The organism is Bremerella volcania (assembly GCF_007748115.1).
Taxonomy (GTDB): Bacteria; Planctomycetota; Planctomycetia; order Pirellulales; family Pirellulaceae; genus Bremerella; species Bremerella volcania.
The window spans coordinates 2,804,134-2,821,239 of sequence record NZ_CP036289.1; the positions used below are offsets into that span (position 1 = coordinate 2,804,134).

11 protein-coding genes are annotated in these 17,106 nt (G+C 58.3%); 6 read left to right on the top strand and 5 right to left on the bottom strand.

The features are described 5' to 3' along the window. The first annotated feature begins 113 nt into the window (after positions 1–113). Positions 114–602: a hypothetical protein gene (locus Pan97_RS11530; protein WP_144972651.1), complete on the top strand. Its 489-nt coding sequence runs from the start codon at positions 114–116 to the stop codon at positions 600–602. Positions 603–697: 95 nt separating this feature from the next. On the opposite strand, the gene Pan97_RS11535 is transcribed toward Pan97_RS11530, so the two are convergent. The 3 genes from Pan97_RS11535 to Pan97_RS11545 are packed head-to-tail and all read right to left on the bottom strand — an operon-like array spanning position 698 to position 2,655. Then, positions 698–1,759: a hypothetical protein gene (locus Pan97_RS11535; protein ID WP_144972652.1), complete on the bottom strand. Its 1,062-nt coding sequence runs from the start codon at positions 1,757–1,759 to the stop codon at positions 698–700. A gap of 14 nt (positions 1,760–1,773) precedes the next feature. Continuing rightward, the gene (locus Pan97_RS11540) at positions 1,774–2,034 is read right to left on the bottom strand and encodes a hypothetical protein (RefSeq protein WP_144972654.1); all 261 of its coding nucleotides are present in this window, start codon (positions 2,032–2,034) and stop codon (positions 1,774–1,776) included. A gap of 12 nt (positions 2,035–2,046) precedes the next feature. Beyond that, positions 2,047–2,655, bottom strand: coding sequence for a DUF3990 domain-containing protein (locus Pan97_RS11545; protein WP_144972656.1), 609 nt, complete (start codon positions 2,653–2,655; stop codon positions 2,047–2,049). A 414-nt stretch (positions 2,656–3,069) separates the two neighbouring features. On the opposite strand from Pan97_RS11545, the gene Pan97_RS11550 reads away from it, so the two are divergent. Continuing rightward, a complete protein-coding gene (locus tag Pan97_RS11550) occupies positions 3,070–6,945 on the top strand; it encodes a DUF6797 domain-containing protein (protein ID WP_144972658.1) in 3,876 nt (1,291 codons plus the stop codon). Here Pan97_RS11550 and Pan97_RS11555 read toward each other — a convergent pair. Together Pan97_RS11555 and Pan97_RS11560 are read right to left on the bottom strand one after the other, a co-directional pair. Next, positions 6,942–8,291 (bottom strand): DUF1552 domain-containing protein, encoded by a 1,350-nt coding sequence (locus Pan97_RS11555; RefSeq protein WP_144972660.1) that lies wholly within the window; start codon positions 8,289–8,291, stop codon positions 6,942–6,944. The genes Pan97_RS11550 and Pan97_RS11555 overlap by 4 nt on opposite strands. After that, positions 8,288–10,399, bottom strand: coding sequence for a DUF1592 domain-containing protein (locus Pan97_RS11560; RefSeq protein WP_144972662.1), 2,112 nt, complete (start codon positions 10,397–10,399; stop codon positions 8,288–8,290). Before Pan97_RS11560 ends, Pan97_RS11555 begins: the two co-directional genes overlap by 4 nt. A 476-nt stretch (positions 10,400–10,875) precedes the next feature. On the opposite strand from Pan97_RS11560, the gene Pan97_RS11565 reads away from it, so the two are divergent. The 4 genes from Pan97_RS11565 to Pan97_RS11580 all read left to right on the top strand — a co-directional run bounded on the left by Pan97_RS11565 (position 10,876) and on the right by Pan97_RS11580 (position 17,095). Further along, positions 10,876–13,047 (top strand): peptidase domain-containing ABC transporter, encoded by a 2,172-nt coding sequence (locus Pan97_RS11565; RefSeq protein ID WP_144972664.1) that lies wholly within the window; start codon positions 10,876–10,878, stop codon positions 13,045–13,047. Between the two features lie 62 nt (positions 13,048–13,109). After that, positions 13,110–14,459: an HlyD family secretion protein gene (locus Pan97_RS11570; protein ID WP_165698712.1), complete on the top strand. Its 1,350-nt coding sequence runs from the start codon at positions 13,110–13,112 to the stop codon at positions 14,457–14,459. A gap of 20 nt (positions 14,460–14,479) precedes the next feature. Further along, complete coding sequence (locus Pan97_RS11575) at positions 14,480–16,072, top strand: TolC family protein (protein WP_165698713.1); 1,593 nt, start codon at positions 14,480–14,482, stop codon at positions 16,070–16,072. A gap of 237 nt (positions 16,073–16,309) precedes the next feature. Next, on the top strand, positions 16,310–17,095 hold the full coding sequence (locus tag Pan97_RS11580) for a phytanoyl-CoA dioxygenase family protein (protein WP_144972670.1): 786 nt from the start codon (positions 16,310–16,312) through the stop codon (positions 17,093–17,095). Positions 17,096–17,106: the final 11 nt, after the last annotated feature.

Here is a 17,106-nt window from a genome sequence, read left to right on the forward strand (position 1 = left end):
TTTTGGTGTGCTGATCCTTAGAATAAATTGCATCTTAATTGTTTCGTTTGGGTGAAGTCCTTTTCGCTTTTCTGGGCGGAACCCAATTCGACTTTTGGCTGAGGATGATGACCATGTGGGCGATTTGGATCTCAATTTGGATCTCGATTGTGGTCCTCGTCGTTTTAATTGGTGCGTGGGGATTGGCGGAGTGGATCCACGGCCGTCGCCGGTACCGACTGAGCAGCAAGAATCAGGAGCAAGCTAAGCAGCGGTTCCGTCTCCGCCGAGAATGGCTGGAGACCGAATTCTTGAAGGCCGCCGCCGCCAGTGGCAAGCCGCGAGGTTTGCGCTGGGTCGATTGCGAGTTTGGCGACGACGTTCAATATGCCTGCGATGAAGAGTACGGTCTGTTGCGCGCGTTTGTCTCTTTGACCGTCCGCTTCGAGGCCATCGAAGGAGGAGACATGGAAGAGGTCGAGGCCGTCGGCAATCTCCGAGCCGCGACCGGGGTCTTTGAATACGATGGTGACCGTTGGATCGCCAACCCCCGTGCCATTTTTAACCTGTCACCCAACCAGGCCATTCTGCACTTCAAACATCGCTCGGTATCGATCGACTAATCTTGTTACCGCAGTAAGATCCCCTGCCCTGACTCTCAGGGTCTGAGCACGAACCGATCAGGCCGAAACGCGGGGCGTGCTTGCAGGCCGATGATCTACTCCAGCATCGCTAAAACGACGGCAGCTCGTTTCTTGAGGCTGGCGTCATCGATCGCAAGACATGCCTGGGCGACCGCTCGGGCACGCGGAACTTGCGAGATCGGCAGCCGTACGGAATCTACCAGGGCAATGATCGCCAGCAAAATACGATACAGGATAAACTTGCTCTTCTTTCGTATCTCAGGATCGCTCAGCGCCGCGTCATACGCGTCGAGCAACCGCTGGGCATCGCCATCCTCAGGCGACCTGGCGATCAAGGTCGACAGGGGAACCAGCCAAGCTTTATTGTCCGCAGACCCTATTCGACCCGCGATGTTTTGCTTGGTGGCCGTATCTGCCGGAACCCCTTCGACCATGCGATCGGCCAGATCCATCATCGCGCGGACGCGCTCTTTATATTCGGGATGCGTCTGGAGAGTAATGCCCGCTAGTTCGGCGACAAGCGTTTCCATGGAATCAAAATTGGTTGCCCCTTGTCCGCGCATGGCTTCCAGCGACAACCTCGAAGTCTGGCCTGCCAGACGAACGATTTCGGCGCGTGCCCTTTGGCCTTCGGCGATGACCTCGGCCTGGCGCGCCTGTTCCGCTTTCGCCGCGTCGGCCATCGTTTCAATCTTGCTTTCGATCAAACTGGAAAACCGCTTCGATAAGTTGGGCAGAAACTGACGAGCCGCGAAGCCGGCCAAGGCACCAAAGCCGATCAGGCGGAACAAACTGACATCGGGATCTTCCTCGGTAAACGGATCGGTTCCCAGAAACACAGCAATCACCAGGACGCTGATCATGGCCCCCAGCATGCCAATCAGCATTTCGCCAAAGATGCCGATGTCGGCGACGACGTCGTTGTCCTGCGTGGTCACCGACCGCGGAAGTCGAAACTTACCAGATCCGCCGTCGTCGATCAGGCCATGAATGATGCCCCCGAAACCGCCGGCGACCACCACCCAAAAGTAATTGTCGGCACCATCGACCGGCTCAAAGCCAAAGACCAGCGCCCCGATCGCAAATCCCAGGATCACGGCGACGATGATCCCCAGCCAATACAGAAAGGTTGTCAATGGAATGATCCTTGTCAAAAAGACTCTCGTTGCCAGCTCATGTCGCGGGGACGACCGTTCAGGATGACGTCGTTCACGATGTCCGCCGTGAGTTCGACCCCTTGGTTGTAAACGGCGTCCCCGATCTCGCGAAGTTCGGTCTCGTAGCGGTAGCGTCCAATTCCCATGTCGGCCCGCTCTTCCGATAACTCAAAAACCTTGGTCAGACGAGTTCGGACATCCATCCAGAATCGGCCGACCATTTCCTCTCGACTAGGCGGTACGTAGGTGCTCATGAGATCGTCCCGTTAGTTCGTGACAATTTGCGACGAATATCGACTGCTTGTGTTCTTTTTACTGATCAGATCGTTCAGCAACTTGACCGCCGCCGTGGTATGAAAGCTGAATTGGTCGGAATCCTGCATGGCACTGCGCTGTTCCCAAAACGCCGCCACCGGCCCGCAGACGACGTCGTACCAGTCCCCTCCATTTTCAGCTTGTGGACCGAAGTGGCTGTTGATTGTATGCGGCTTGGGATCGGATGGGGCACTACTTTGCCGGCAATGCTGCACGAGACTCCAGTAGTCATCCTGATTGTAGTCTCCGAGCTGAAACGAAAGGACGGCAAGCTTGGCAAGCTCGTGCCGTTCGACTTGAAACGTCAGGATCACCGGTTGGTACCCGGATGCGTGGGCGAACTCGGGGGCATAAAAGCGAGCCCATGCCCAGTGTCGGGCCTGACGCTTGAGCGTGGTCGTGTAGAAGCCTTGGCCAAAGTCGGTGTTCGGTCGGCCTTTCTCTGGTTTGACTCCGTCTTGCTCGATCTTATCGCGATCTTTCGTGGTGCAGCCGTGATAGAGGGTCAATAACTCATTGCGCGGCGGCTGCCAACTTGGGGCGGGGTTTAGGATAGCCATCGACAACACTCCGAAATCGCTTGCTCAACACGGTGCGTTTGATTGTGTCATAGTTGTGTTCTTATATCAAACAATATAAGGATGATTTAATAAAAGTTAACTGTGCTAATGAATGGCCTGTTAAGGTGTGCTATGGCATGGTATTCGGCATGGAAGTAATTCGATGATCGACGGCAAAACGGCTTTGAGTCGACTAGCGGAACGGGGCCAGTGCGAGAGTTCCCGCCGCTGGAGGCCAGTATTGTGCGCAGCGATACGCGTGACCGTCGCGGAATTCATAGAAAACCTAGGTGGCGGCTGTTAGAATGAAAAGCTACGAAAAAGCAGATTCGCGGTGCTTCTCGACGAATCGGTCAAGTTAATGGCACCGCATCGATTCCCACCCGGCACTCCCTCATCCGGCGCAAATCATCCATGAACCTATCGCATCGAATTCTTTCGACGTTTGCCCTACTCATTGTGACGCTTTCCGCTCAGCTCCTATTGGCACAAACGCTGGAGGAACAACTTCAGGCCATCGATCCCCAGCAGTTGGCCGCCGAAGCCAGGCAGTTGGGGGACGCGAAGCGGGGAGCGATTCTGTTCTACCAGCCTCACATGGCGTGTCGGTCGTGTCATGCGATCGAGGATGAAGCCAAGCTGGGACCTGATTTGACGCAGTGGAAGACGCTTCCTTCCGATGCCGACCTGGTCGACGCCATCCTGGCCCCTTCCAAGAAGATCCGAGAAGGCTTCGAGGCGGTTAGCATTTTGACCGTCGACGGCAAAGTGATCACCGGGCGGCAAGTTGAGAGCACGCCAGATCACATCGTGTTGCAGGAGCTGACCGGTGCTCAGCAGCGGCATACGATTCCCGCCGACGAGATCGAAGCGCACAACAGCGGCAAGCAGTCGCTCATGCCGGCAGGCCTCGCCAATCAGCTTTCCGGTCGACAGCAGTTTCTCGATCTGGTTCGCTACTTGATGGAGGTCCGCGACGGGGGACGCATCGCGGCCCGTAATCTCGAACCGGCACCCCATCTGTATGCGGTCAAGCCGATTCCGGAGTATGAGAAGCGAATCGATCACGCCGGCCTGCTCAAGGACTTGAACGATGCCAGCTTCAAACGAGGCAAGGCGATCTACGAGCGCGTCTGCGCTAACTGCCACGGCACGCACGATCAGCCAGGCTCGCTGCCGACTTCGCCCCGCTTTGCCAGCGCCAAACTGAAGAACCGCATCGATCCGCACGGCATGTATCAAACGCTGACGCACGGCTTTGGGATGATGCAGCCACAGGGATGGATGGTGCCGCAGCAGAAGTACGACGTGATTCATTACATCCGTCAGGCCTACTTCCAGAAGGACAATCCTTCGCAATATTTCGCTATCGACGACGCTTACTTGAAGGGCCTGCCTGCCGGCGACTTCCGCGGGCCTGCGCCATCGGCGATGCAGCCCTGGATCACGATGGACTACGGGCCATCCCTCATCAACACGTATGAAGTCGGCAATGACGGTTCCAACTTCGCCTACAAGGGAATCGCCACGCGGCTGGATCAAGGGGCCGGCGGCGTCTCGCGCGGCAGCCGCTGGATGATCTTCGATCACGATACGATGCGCATGGCGGCCGCCTGGAAGGGGCAAGGTTTCATCGACTGGCAGGGGATCCACTTCGACGGCAAGCACGGCGTGCATCCCCATATCGTCGGCGACGTGTTAGCCGCCAACAAAACGGCACCTGGTTGGGCGAACCCAGAGGATGACTCGTTCGACGATCCTCGCGTGGTCGGACGTGACGGACGCCACTATGGTCCGCTGCCTAAGTCTTGGGCGAAGTACCACGGACTGTATCGCCACGGCAGCGATCGCATCATCAGCTATCAAATTGGCAAAGCTGACGTCCTGGAGATGCCGCGGCTCTTGGTCGATTCGCCGGCCGTCTTTGCCCGGCAGTTCGAGATCGCTCCGCGCGATCACAAGCTGGTGCTGCGCGTGGCCGATTTACCTGGCAGTGGCAGCGAGCTGGCACAACTCAAAAAGTGGAACGACGATGGCTCGGCGTTCGTCGTGCAAGCGGGCAAGAATAGCCCGCCGGTAAGTGACCAGCTAACGTTCGACGGTAGCACTTACGCTGAAGTCGCCAACGGCGATGCGTTCGACATGACGAAGTCCGACTTCAGCATCGCCGCCAGGATCCGCACCAGGCAAGGAGGCACGATCTTCGCCCAGACCACGCCGGGCCCCAAGTGGGTGCCCGATGGCAAGGTACTCTTCGTGCGAGGCGGCAAGCTCTGTTATGACATCGGTTGGGTCGGCGTGGTGACCTCCAAGCGAAGCGTCGACGACGGCAAATGGCACGACGTTGACTTGGTCTGGGACCATGAAACTGGCATCGCCGCGCTTTGGATCGATGGTCGGCTCGACCAGTCAAAAGAACTGCGCCCCAAGCAGGTGCAAAAGAACCAGGTCGCTCGCATCGGTTTCGCCGCCCCCAACTTCCCTTCGCAAAGCTTCTTTCAAGGGGAGATCGAATCGGTGCGGTTCTATGGCGAAAAGCGGAGCCCGGCAAAGAAGCAAGACACGTTCAAGCCCTCAGTTCGGATTGCCAGCTGGGAGACCGGCGTCACCCAAGATGGTCAGTTGATCGATCAGACGGGAAAGAACCACCACGCCAAGATCGTTCGCGGTGCGGGGCCGACGGATGCTCCCCGCTACCTGGTCGCCGGGCTGAAGAGTCCTCCGGCGGACGCTACTTTCCGATTGGATGGCCAGTCACTCCTTTTGGACCTGCCTGCCACCGACCAGGCAACGAAGTTCACCTTGTGGTTCACTTCCGCGGAAGCGGCCGAGGACGTCGATCGGATCGTCGGTGCCGTAAAACTGACCAGCAGCGACACGCCAGACCTTCAAGTGGCTACGCAGGGAAGCCCTGCCCGCTGGCCAGAGGTGATTGAAACGAAAACCGTCCGCGGTGAAAACGACGGTCCCTTCGCGGCCGACGTGTTAACCCTACCGGATGCCAATCCGTGGAATGCCCAGATGCGTCTAACGGGTTTCGACTTCTACGAAGGGGGCGATCGCGCGGCCGTGTGTGCCTGGGACGGCGACGTCTGGCTGGTCGATGGTTTGATGGCCAAGGACGGTACGCTCCACTGGCGGCGCATCGCTTCGGGCCTCTTTCAGCCGCTCGGTTTGAAGATCGTCGACGGAGCGATCTACGTGACGTGCCGCGATCAGATCGTCATTCTGCGCGACCTGAACGGCGACCTGGAAACCGACTTCTACGAGTGCTTTAACAACGATCACCAGGTAACCGAGCACTTCCACGAGTTCGCGATGGGACTACAGGTCGACGACGCAGGCAACTTCTACTACGCCAAGTCGGCCCGGCATGCGTTGACGGCGGTCGTCCCGCACCACGGGACGCTACTTCGCGTCTCGCCTGACGGCGAAAGGACCGATATTCTGGCCACCGGTTTCAGGGCTGCCAACGGCGTGTGCTTGAACCCCGATGGCACGTTCGTGGTGACCGATCAGGAAGGACACTGGAACCCGAAGAACCGCATCAACTGGGTCGAAGAAGGAGGCTTCTACGGCAACATGTATGGTTACCACGACGTGACCGATTCATCCGATGAAGCGATGGACCCGCCACTGTGTTGGATCACTAACGAGTTCGATCGTTCGCCTGCCGAGTTGTTGTGGGTACCGGAAGATTGCTGGGGATCGTTGGGCGGATCGCTGCTCAATCTGTCGTACGGTTACGGTAAGGTGTACGTCGTTCCGTTCGAGACGGTCGACGGACTGAAGCAAGGAGGCATGTGCCAACTGCCGCTGCCGCAGTTCCCCACGGGAATCGCGCGAGGCCGCTTCAGCCAGGTCGATGGCCAGCTGTACGTCTGCGGAATGTTTGCCTGGGGTGGCAATCAGCAGCAGCCTGGGGGCTTCTATCGCATTCGCCGCACCGATCAGCCGGTGTACCTGCCCGTCGGGCTGAACGCATCGACCGATGGCGTTCAAATCACGTTCACAGGTAAGCTCGATCCCGCCACAGCAACGAACCCTGAAAACTACGCGATCACTGCGTGGGATCTTCAGCGAAGCAAGAATTACGGCTCGAAGCACTACAACGAACGACCGTGGAAGGTCAGTGCCGCGAAGCTGTCGGACGATGGAAAGACCGTCACGCTAACCTTGCCGGAAATCGAACCGACCTGGGGCATGGAGATCCGCTGCTTCCTGAAGTCGGCCGAAGGTAAGCCGGTGGAAGTGCGGATTCACAATACGATTCACCGCTTGAACGATTAAGCCCGGATCGTATCGACGGTGCCGCTGCTGTCGGCGAACTCGTTGATCGCCAGTCCCATCATCTGGGCCTGGGTTAGCCAGAGGTTTGCCAGCGGCGTTCCCTCAGGCATGTTGATGTGCTGCCCGGTGCGGACCTTGCTGCCGCCGCCTGCGACGACAACCGGCAGGTCGTTGTACTGATGGGTCGAGCCATCTCCCAGCCCCGAGCCATACGTGAACAGCGTGTTGTCGAGCAGGGTCGTGCCATCCTCTTCGACGATGCGATCCATCTTGCTGGCCAGGTAGGCGAACTGCTGCATGTGGAACTCGTCGACTTTCAGCAGGTCGTCGATCATCTTCGTTTGATTGTGCGACATCTGGTGGTGGCTGCGCGGTTTGTCGAACAGGCTCTCGAACATGAACGGCGTGTCCCAACGCTCGGGGCCGACCATGAAGGTCGCCACGTTCGTCAGGCCGGTCTGCAGGGCGGCCACCATCAAGTCCCCCATCAGGCGAATGTACTCGCCGCGCGGCAGATACGCTTCGGGTGGCTCTTCGAGATCGACCTTGGAAAGCTCGCTCTTCATCGTTTCGAGACGATCCATCTGCAGTTCGATGGCTCGGATCGAGTCGAAGTACTCGGCAAACTTGTGACGGTCGGCGTAGCCAAGCTGCTTCTTCAGACTGTTGGCGTCTTCCAGCACCAGGTCGGTGACGTCGCGCAGCTGGTCGGTGTCTTGCGTCGAGAATAATCGCCGATACATCTTACGCGGGTCGCGGATCGATGGGGCCAGGTGCCCGGTGCCGTACCACGAGATGTTGTCGAAGTAGATCGACTCTTTATTATCGCGATGACTGTTGCAGCTGAACTCAAGCGTGCGGAACGGCGTGGTGGTGCCGATTTTGTCGGCGACCAAATGATCGAGCGTCCGATCCAACGGCCAGGCGGTTCCTTCAATCGTATAAGGCTTCGCGCTGCTTAAGTAGCACGACGCGCACTGCGCGTGGACGTCGGTCCCCTGCTGGAAGGTGCGGTCCATGCCGGTGATCAGGTTGATCTTGCCTTTCAGGTCTTCCAGCGGCTTCATCGTCGGCGTGAGTTCTTCCAGCGGACCTTGTCGGAAGTTGGGGTCTTGCTTGTCGAGCGACTTCATCACGTTGCCCATGTTGCCCACGGGGATCTTGCCGTTCTGTTCGCCAGGAAAGAACCCCCGCCGCACGACCCCAATCGGCACGTAGAAGAACGCCATCCGCTGGGCGACGGGCTTGGACGCCGCGGCGCGGCTTACGCTGGCCAGCCAGGGAAGTGCCAGCATCGAGCCTCCGACCCCGCGGAGAAAACGGCGACGGTCAAGCGACTTCTTCATGGGCTCACCTTTTGGGACAACTGCGGAGGGTTTAAATCGGCCGGGTTACGCTTGGCTAGAAACGGTCGGCTGAGCATCACTTGCTTAAGCATCGTTTGCAGGCGAAAGCCGTCTTGCGAAGCATTGGCGACAATCGTATCGAGGGCGATCTGATCGGAAGGAACCAGCTCGCGAGCCAGGGAAAACGAAAGGAGGTGACCTGCCAGTGCTCGGGCAAAACGAGTTTCTTCGCGGAGGATCGCGTCTTTGAACTCAATGATGTTCGTAAACTCGTGCTTGCCGAACAGCTTACCGGAGACGTCGACCTGGCGGCCATTGTCGTACGTTTCGCGCCAGGTGCCGATCGGACTGTAGTTTTCCAGGGCAAAGCCCAGCGGGTCGATTTGTTCGTGGCAGCCGCGGCAATCGGCTCGCTGACGATGCAGTGCCAGGCGTTCGCGAAGGGTGAGATTCTCTTCCCCTTCCTGCGGCTTTTCAGCCAGCGGCGGCACGTCGGCCGGCGGAGGCTTGGGTGGGTTATTGAAGATCACTGCCGCGATCCAGGCCCCGCGGGTAATTGGCTGGGTGCGCTGAGGGCCTGAGGTCATCGTCATGACGGCCGCATTGGTGATCATACCTCCATTGCGGCGATCGGTAACCGGCACGCGCTCGAACTTCAAGACCGCCACGTCTCCCCCTTTGACTCGTTTCGCGGCATCCGGAGAAGCGAGCGTGTCATACGCGTCTTCCAGCAGCCGCGAGCGATAGGTGAAGTCAGAGTCGATCAATTGGCGAATCGGCCGGTTTTCGATCAGTACCGTTTCAAAGATCAGCAGCGGCTCGAGCATCATGTGCATACTGTCGCGATACCGCGAGAAGTAAAAATTGGGGTAACGCTCGGGGTCGGGAACCGACGAGATGATCCGTTCCAACTGCAGCCACTGCGTCGGAAAGCTATCGCTGAACCGCTTCAGCCGGACGTCTTTCAGCATGCGGTCAATTTGTTGGTCGAGCACTTCCGGCGAACTCAGCTGACCGGCGGCGGCCAGGTCGAGTAGCTTTCGATCGGGGATGCTGCCCCACAGAAAGAACGACAACCGCGAAGCGAGTTCGAAGTCGTCGAGCGAAGTCGACACGTCTCCGTCACTCTTCTGATCGTACAGATACAAAAACTTCGGCGACGAAATCGCGGCGGCGGCTGCCGACTTCATCGCTTCGGGGAACGGGACCTCCGCGTCCAGCTGCCGCGCGACGAAGTTTGCGTAGCGGTCCAGTACTTCCGGCTCGACCGGTCGCCGAAAGGCCTGGGTGAGAAACGTCTTCAAACGACGGCGCGCTTCCTGCCGGGCATCGAGTTCCGGGCTGGGCGGCGCGAAAAACGTCTTCCAGATGCCGACGTTCTTCGGCACGAAGTCAGGGCTCTCGGTGATCGATTTGCCGAGCTTGAGAAACTCTTGCATCAGCAAGGGAGAAAGCGTGAGGTGATCTCCCCGGTTGTCGAAGCCATGCTCGGCTCGGAGGTCTTGCGGAATGACGGCCACGCCAGCCAGGCGGGGTTCGATCAACTGCGACTTGCCCATCGGGCGGCTTCCTACCGAGACGACGCCGGGCATCTTGCCGGTTTGCGGTTGGAAGTAGCCGCTGTGATCGCGCATCATGCGTTCCGGCAAGCTGAAGACGACGCACTTCAGATCGAATAAATCCATCACGGCGTTGTTGTACTGAAACCGGTTCATCCGCCGCATCGGAACGTGCGGCAGCGCGTCTTCACGGGTCACGGCGTTGTGCAGCCGCGTGTTCAACTCGTTGATCAGCTGCAGTTGCAGGGCATCTTCCAGGGGCGGTTCGTCTTCAGGGGGCATCGCGCCGAATTCGATGGCCTCGATCACCTGTCGCAGCAGCTGGGCATCTGCCTGGTGCTGGTTGCCAGCAAACGTTCGCAGGTCGACATCGCCGGAAAGGTCTTCCGGATCGGCCCCATGGCATTTGACGCAGCGGGCCCCAACGGTGCGGGCCAGCACCTCTTCACTCGCCGCTGGCTCGGCGGCCAAAGCATTCACGCATAAAAGCGGCAACAGCAAAACCGCTGCGGCAAGTCGACCGAGCGTGATGTTCGACAGGCTGGGCATACGCAAATTGAGGCCTCCAAGCGACTCGTTGGGGTAAAGGTCGGAAGGGATGGAAGGCAGGCAAAAACGGTCCGAAAACCGAGTGAAAAGGTGCACCAATCGCGACGCAATCGGCATCTGGTATAGCGGCGAAGAAAGGACGGGAATGGAGGTTCGGCGAGGGTTATTATCGCTACAATGCAACGTTATAGCAAAAAAACGTAATGTCCACCAAGTTTTTATCGACCGGAAACGTTGAATGTGTCCCTCTGTACCCGAGAGTTTTTCACGCGGGGGAACCGCAAGAAGCTGTCCTGGTTCCCCATTGAAATAGGGTTAAGGGGGAATCCCAAGCTGCTTTCCGGCCATTTTTCGTGGCATTGAAATTTTCTATGGCAGGGATGCAATTAATCAATGAACTCAGCGGATACCAAACGCGATAATTAACGGTTAAGCAGTCTGCTACGCAGAACCAACGACGGGGAAGATCACACATCATGACGCTCGGACGTCCTACTGACTGGGAAGATGCTACACTCCGCGGGGCCGCGGATGTGTTGGCGCAGTTTGCGGAGGCCGCGCGGGTCACCTTTGACCGTGGTCAGGCTCGTCGGCTGTTGCACGAAGCCGAACGCGCCATTCCGGGGAGCGACCCAGCGACGTGGGGGTGCCGACTGGTCGAGGTGGGTGAAAGCATCAACCTCAAGGTGCGAACCCTTGATGCGAGCATCGATCGCATTATCGAATTCGTACAGGACGGGACGCCGGTCGCCTATGGTTCGCAGGTCGAATCGGGCGAGATCCACTGGCGGATTCTTTTACAGGCCCGCGGCAACAAGATCCTTATTCGCCACCCTCAAGCCGACACGACCCAGTGGGTCTCGCGAGCGGCACTGGCCAAAGAGATCTCGCTATCCGGCAAGAACGCGAAATGCCGATGGATCGTCGGCCAGCCGGCACTCAGCTGTCAGGCCTCCGGCAGACCTACCAACATTCCTTCAAGCAAGGAAGGTGCCAAACCGTTCAATCGCTTGATCTCGCTGTTCATGCCAGAAAAACGAGATCTGTGGATCCTGCTAATCTTCTCGGCCATCGTTGGCTTGCTGGCCCTGGCAACGCCGGTCGCGGTGGAGGTGCTGGTCAACACGGTCGCGTTTGGCCGCTATCTGCAGCCGGTCATCGTACTGGCCCTGCTGCTTTTCACTTTCCTCTTGTTCGCCGCCGCGATGCGGGCCTTGATCATCTTCGTGGCGGAAGTCCTTCAGCGGCGAATCTTCATCCGCGTGGTCGAAGACCTCGCTTACCGTTTGCCGCGCGTCGAGCAGGAAGAGTTCGACGACGTTCACGGCCCCGAGTTGACCAACCGCTTCTTCGACGTGGTTACCGTCCAGAAGTCAACCTCGACACTGCTTTTGGACGGCGTTGCCATCGTGTTGCAAACGATCATCGGCATGGCGGTGATTGCCTTCTATCATCCGTTTCTGCTGGGCTACGACGTCGTTCTTTTGATGCTGATCATCATGGCCGTTTCGGTGCTTGGACGTGGAGCGGTGAAAACGGCGATCAAGGAATCGAAGGCCAAGTACGCCGTTGCCGAGTGGCTGCAGGAACTGGCCCGGCATACCACGGCATTCAAAATGAACGGCGGGCAGACCTATGCCTTGGAACGAGCCGACGACCTGGCCGTGCATTGGCTGGATGCCAGACGATCACACTTCCGCATCCTTCTGCGGCAGATCCTTTTTGTGTTGGGCCTGCAAGCGGTCGCGGCGACCATCCTTTTGGGCTTGGGGGGTTGGTTAGTGATTTCGGGTGAAATGACGCTCGGTCAGTTGGTCGCGGCGGAACTCATTGTGATGACCATCCTCTCGTCGTTTGCCAAGCTGGGAAAGCACCTGGAAAGCTTTTACGATCTGCTCGCTTCGATCGACAAGTTAGGACAACTGTTCGACCTGAGCATCGAACAGCACGACCGATTGTTCCACCTGCGTGAAGGGGAACCGGCACAAATGTGCTTCCGCAACGTTTCCCTTTCCAATCACGAGAAGCCTATCTTCTCGGACCTGAATCTCGAAATCGAAGCAGGCGTCTCGCACGGTATTTATGGCGACTCTGGCGCAGGTAAGTCGACGCTGCTGAGTCTGTTGTGCGGTCTTCGACATCCGAACAAAGGGGGCGTGGAACTCGATGACATCGACATCCGCGAGCTTCGCCCTGACTCGCTTCGAGAGCACATCGCGCTGGCAGGCGAGATCGAAATCTTTCATGGCACGATTCACGAAAACATCCATTTGAACCGCGCGCACATCAATGCCCGAGACGTGCACGACGCCCTGGCCACGGTCGAACTGTTGGATGAATTCCAAGACCTGCCCAACGGGCTCAACACGGTGGTGCAGACGCACGGGCACCGGCTTTCCCGCAGCCAGGCCGCGCGCGTGATGCTGGCCCGCGCTATCGTGGGGCACCCGCGAATGCTGCTGTTGGACTGCGTGCTGGATGGGCTTTCCGACGACCTCGCCGATCGCCTGCTAGCTCGATTGCAAAAGGAAAAGAGCTGGACGCTGGTCCTCGCCACGTCGCGGAAGCGATTGGCCGAGCAATGCCAGCAGCAGATTGCGCTCCGCTCAGGCGGGGCATCGCAAAACACGAAGGTAAATACGGGATAAAGCGAATCGATTCTAAGGCTCCTAACTAGCAGTTTCCGATGAATAGAGTGGGTTTGACGAACATGACGACCACCCCGCAAGCTCGCGACGATAGCTTGCCAGCATTAAAGCTGGTTCAGTCATCGCGATGGGTATGGCGGTTGGCCAATGCGTTGCTGGTGATGCTGCTATTGAGCATCGTGGGCATGGTTTTCGTGCCGTGGCAGCAGTCGGCTCGCGGGACGGGACAAGTGATCGCCTATGCTCCGCAAGAACGGCAACAAATGGTCACGGCTCCGACCAAGGGGATCGTTTCCGAGATCATGCCTGACCTGCGAGAAGGGTCTCCCGTGAAGAAGGGAGACTTGATTCTCGAAATGGAGCCGGCAGCGGCCGACCTGGTCAGCCAATTGGAAGGGGCACTGCGCGACCTCGACGCCAAGATCGAGACCGCCCAGACCAAAGCCGAAGTGTATGGTCGAAATGTCATTGATTTTACCGAAGCCAAAAGCGCCGCCGTCTCCGCCGCAGACCAGTTGGTGGAAGCCGCCAAGGCGAAGTGGGATGCCAAACGAAAATTAGTGCCTGGCTATGAAGCCAAACGGTTACAGGCTCAGCTCAATCTGGAGCGCCAGAAAAAGCTGTTTGACGAGGGCCTGCAGTCGGAAAAGGAACTGGAAAAATTGAAAAAGGACCTCGACGTCGCCGAGTCCGACCTTCAGTCGGTCAAGCTCGAAGTCGAAGCCGCGCTGGGGGAACTGGAAGCGAAGAAGAACGAGCGAATTCAAAAGGAGCGGGAAGCCCAAACCAAGGTCGACTACGCCAAGGCGATGCAGCAGGAAGCCTTGGGGCAGGCAGCCTCCGCCAACAAAGAACGCCGCGACGTCGACATCAAGCTTTCGGAACTCCAGCGATTGAAAATCAGAGCCCCCCGCGATGGGACCTTGTATCGGGTCGAAGTATTCGAGCAAGGTCAGATGTTAAAGGAAGGAGATCCGCTGTTCACGATTGTCCCTGAGACGACTCAGCGGGCGGTCGAGCTTTGGATTTCCGGGAACGATGTTCCCTTGGTTCATACGGCCGATCACGTTCGGCTGCAATTTGAAGGATGGCCTGCGGTACAGTTCGCCGGCTGGCCCTCGGTTGCGGTGGGAACGTTCGGCGGAACCGTTGCGAGTGTCGACGCTACCGATGATGGAATGGGCAATTTTCGGGTGTTGGTCGTCCCAGACGCCGATGCCAAAAATGCCTGGCCGGATGAAAGCTACCTACGACAAGGCGTCCAGGCCAACGGCTGGGTGATGCTGAATCAAGTTCCCTTGGGCTATGAAATATGGCGACAGTTAAACGGATTTCCTCCCACGGCCGCCAACAGCAAGGCCAAAGTCAAAAGCAAGGATGCTACCAAGCCCAAGGTCAAACTTCCCAAGTAAGACCAACGGCAGTCGCATTCTTGGCTTTCGTTTGGGCGCTGACGCTGCTGGGGTGCCGCGCGTCTTCACCAAGCCCGCCTGCCTACTCGGAGCACGTTGCCGCCAAGGGGAAGCATCCTCATCCCGCGGCGTTGCCGGCCGCCGCGGGCACTCCTCAGGCAAGCAGCGATTTGCAAATGGTCTCGTTTGAGGAAGAGACCAAACCGATCTCAAACGACAAGCCGGCCCCGAACGAACTGCCTGGGCTGAAGTCCACTCCGCTGGAAGAGATTCAGCCAGCACCGCTCGACGTACAAGACGTCCTCACGGCGGTCCAGGCATCGTACCCGTTATTGACCAGCGCGTACCTCGGACGCGACGTCGCCGCGGGCGAAAACATTTCTGCCTGGGGGGACTTCGACTTGAAGCTCAAGGGCTCGTCGATCTCGCGCCCGGAAGGCTTCTACCAGACGTATCGCAACGCGGTGTCGATGGAAAAACCTCTGTTCAACGGCGGCTATCTGTACGGTGGCTACCGCCTCGGCGAAGGCAACTTTGCTCCTTGGTACGGGGAGCGTGAAACCAACGGGGGAGGCGAATTCGCGGCCGGCGTCGGCGTTCCCTTGCTGAAGGATCGTGCCATCGACAAGCGGCGGGCCGAATTGTTCAAAGCCCAACTCGAACGCCAACGGGTCGAGCCGGAAATCCGTGCTCAGTTGATCGAATTCTCACGCGTGGCAACGATCTATTACTGGGATTGGGTCGCCGCCGGTCAGGCTCGCGATGCTCAGCAAGGACTCCTCTCGCTCGCGCAGGAGCGCGTGCAAAACATCCAGCGGCGGATCGAATTGGGAGATCTCAAGTCGATAACGCGCATCAACAACGAGCAGCTCATTGCCTCGCGCGAAACGAAACTGATCGAGGCGGAACGGAAGCTGCAAAGCGCGGCGATCAAGTTATCGCTTTTCTTCCGCGATCCTTCGGGCGAGCCGCTTTTGCCACACGAGTCCCTTCTGCCGGACGGCTTTCCCGGGCAAGAGCTTCCCTCGGAAGCCGACCTGGCCGACGCGACCCAAGCCGCGATCGCCGCTTCGCCTCTTCTGGCTGAAATGGATTGGAAGATCCGCCAAACACGCATCGACCTGCAACAGGCCGAGAACTCGCTGCTGCCCAAGCTCGACGCACAATTGTACGCTTCCAAGGATGTCGGCGAGCCGACCAGTTCCAAGGGGGACAAAACACCGTTCGAGTTGGAGCTGGGACTGTTTGGTGAAGTTCCTCTGCAGCGACGCGAAGCGTATGGCAAGGTTACTTCGACCCAGGCCAAGCTTCAGCAGCTGTCGGTCAAACGGCAGTTCACCGAGGACAAAACGGTTGCCGCCGTGCAAGACGCCGTGTCGGCTTTGCTCAATGCGCATCAGCGAATCCGCCGAGCCGAACAAAATGTCCGCCTGGCTGACGAAGCGTTGCAATTGGCTCGCATCCAGTTCAACGAAGGGGACATCGACCTGGTGGAACTGAACATCTACGAACAAGCCACCACCGATGCCCGCCTGATCGACATCTCCGCCAAAGCCGACTTCTTCAAAGCCATGGCCGACTACCGTGCCGCACTGAACATGACGCCCCAGTAATCCAGTCCCCGCGCCCCTTAGGGCTGACGTGATCATGGAACCATTTTGGGTGCCCCTGCTGGCTCGTCCAGCAGTGAGGAGTTGGTACCTGGTTTGCCCCTCGCCCTGGCCCTTTCTGGGCAGGCGCGAGGGGACCAAATTGGTTTCCTGTTTGGCGGTGGTTGCTTAATCGTGGATAATGGTTTCGTGTCTCATCCAATTCCCCCCTCATGTTACCGAGACAAAAAGGATCGATCGATGAATGAGTTCGCGGTGAGCGAAGAAGAGGTGACGTGGTTTCAGGCCGATGGCTACCTGATTGTCCGTCGTTTGTTCGACCAGGCAGAAATGGATGGTCTGTTGGCGTATGCCCGGGCTGATCAAGATCTGCTGGGTCAGTCGCATGTGAAGGTCGATGCTTCCGGCGCCGAAACGCGTCTGACGGTTCGCAACGATCTGGACGAGTCTTCGCTCTATACGGCGATCGTCCGAAGCCAGCGTGTGGCGGCGACGATGCAGAAGCTTTTGGGTGACGAGGTCTATCACTACCATCACAAGATGATGCTGAAACAGCCCAAGACAGGCGGGGCCTGGGAGTGGCATCAAGATTACGGCTACTGGTACGAAAACGGATGCTTGTACCCTGACATGGGAAGCTGCATGATCGCCGTCGATCAGGCAACCAAGGCCAACGGCTGCCTGCAGGTACTTCGCGGAACGCATCATATGGGCCGGGTCAATCATGTGAAGATCGGCGATCAGACCGGCGCTGATCCACAGCGGGTCGAGGCGGCGATTGCGCGGCACGAACTGGTTTACTGCGAGATGAGCCCCGGCGATGCCGTCTTCTTTCATAGCAATCTGCTGCATCGATCGGACCAGAATGTTTCCGAGAATCCGCGATGGTCGCTGATCTGCTGCTATAATACGCGGCACAACGATCCGATCGTCACCGGCGGTCGCCACCCCAACTACACTCCTCTGGAAATTTGGCCCGACCAGCGGGTCTCGAAAGCGATCCAGGCCGTCTCGGCTACCCCCTAGCATCGCATCGA

Bases quoted from the DNA above. Each gene is read 5' to 3' on its own strand.
- Pan97_RS11530 (WP_144972651.1), top strand. From the start codon at position 114: ATGTGGGCGATTTGGATCTCAATTTGGATCTCGATTGTGGTCCTCGTC.
- Pan97_RS11540 (WP_144972654.1), bottom strand. From the start codon at position 2,034: ATGAGCACCTACGTACCGCCTAGTCGAGAGGAAATGGTCGGCCGATTC.
- Pan97_RS11545 (WP_144972656.1), bottom strand. From the start codon at position 2,655: ATGGCTATCCTAAACCCCGCCCCAAGTTGGCAGCCGCCGCGCAATGAG.
- Pan97_RS11550 (WP_144972658.1), top strand. From the start codon at position 3,070: ATGAACCTATCGCATCGAATTCTTTCGACGTTTGCCCTACTCATTGTG.
- Pan97_RS11555 (WP_144972660.1), bottom strand. From the start codon at position 8,291: ATGAAGAAGTCGCTTGACCGTCGCCGTTTTCTCCGCGGGGTCGGAGGC.
- Pan97_RS11560 (WP_144972662.1), bottom strand. From the start codon at position 10,399: ATGCCCAGCCTGTCGAACATCACGCTCGGTCGACTTGCCGCAGCGGTT.
- Pan97_RS11565 (WP_144972664.1), top strand. From the start codon at position 10,876: ATGACGCTCGGACGTCCTACTGACTGGGAAGATGCTACACTCCGCGGG.
- Pan97_RS11570 (WP_165698712.1), top strand. From the start codon at position 13,110: ATGACGACCACCCCGCAAGCTCGCGACGATAGCTTGCCAGCATTAAAG.
- Pan97_RS11580 (WP_144972670.1), top strand. From the start codon at position 16,310: ATGAATGAGTTCGCGGTGAGCGAAGAAGAGGTGACGTGGTTTCAGGCC.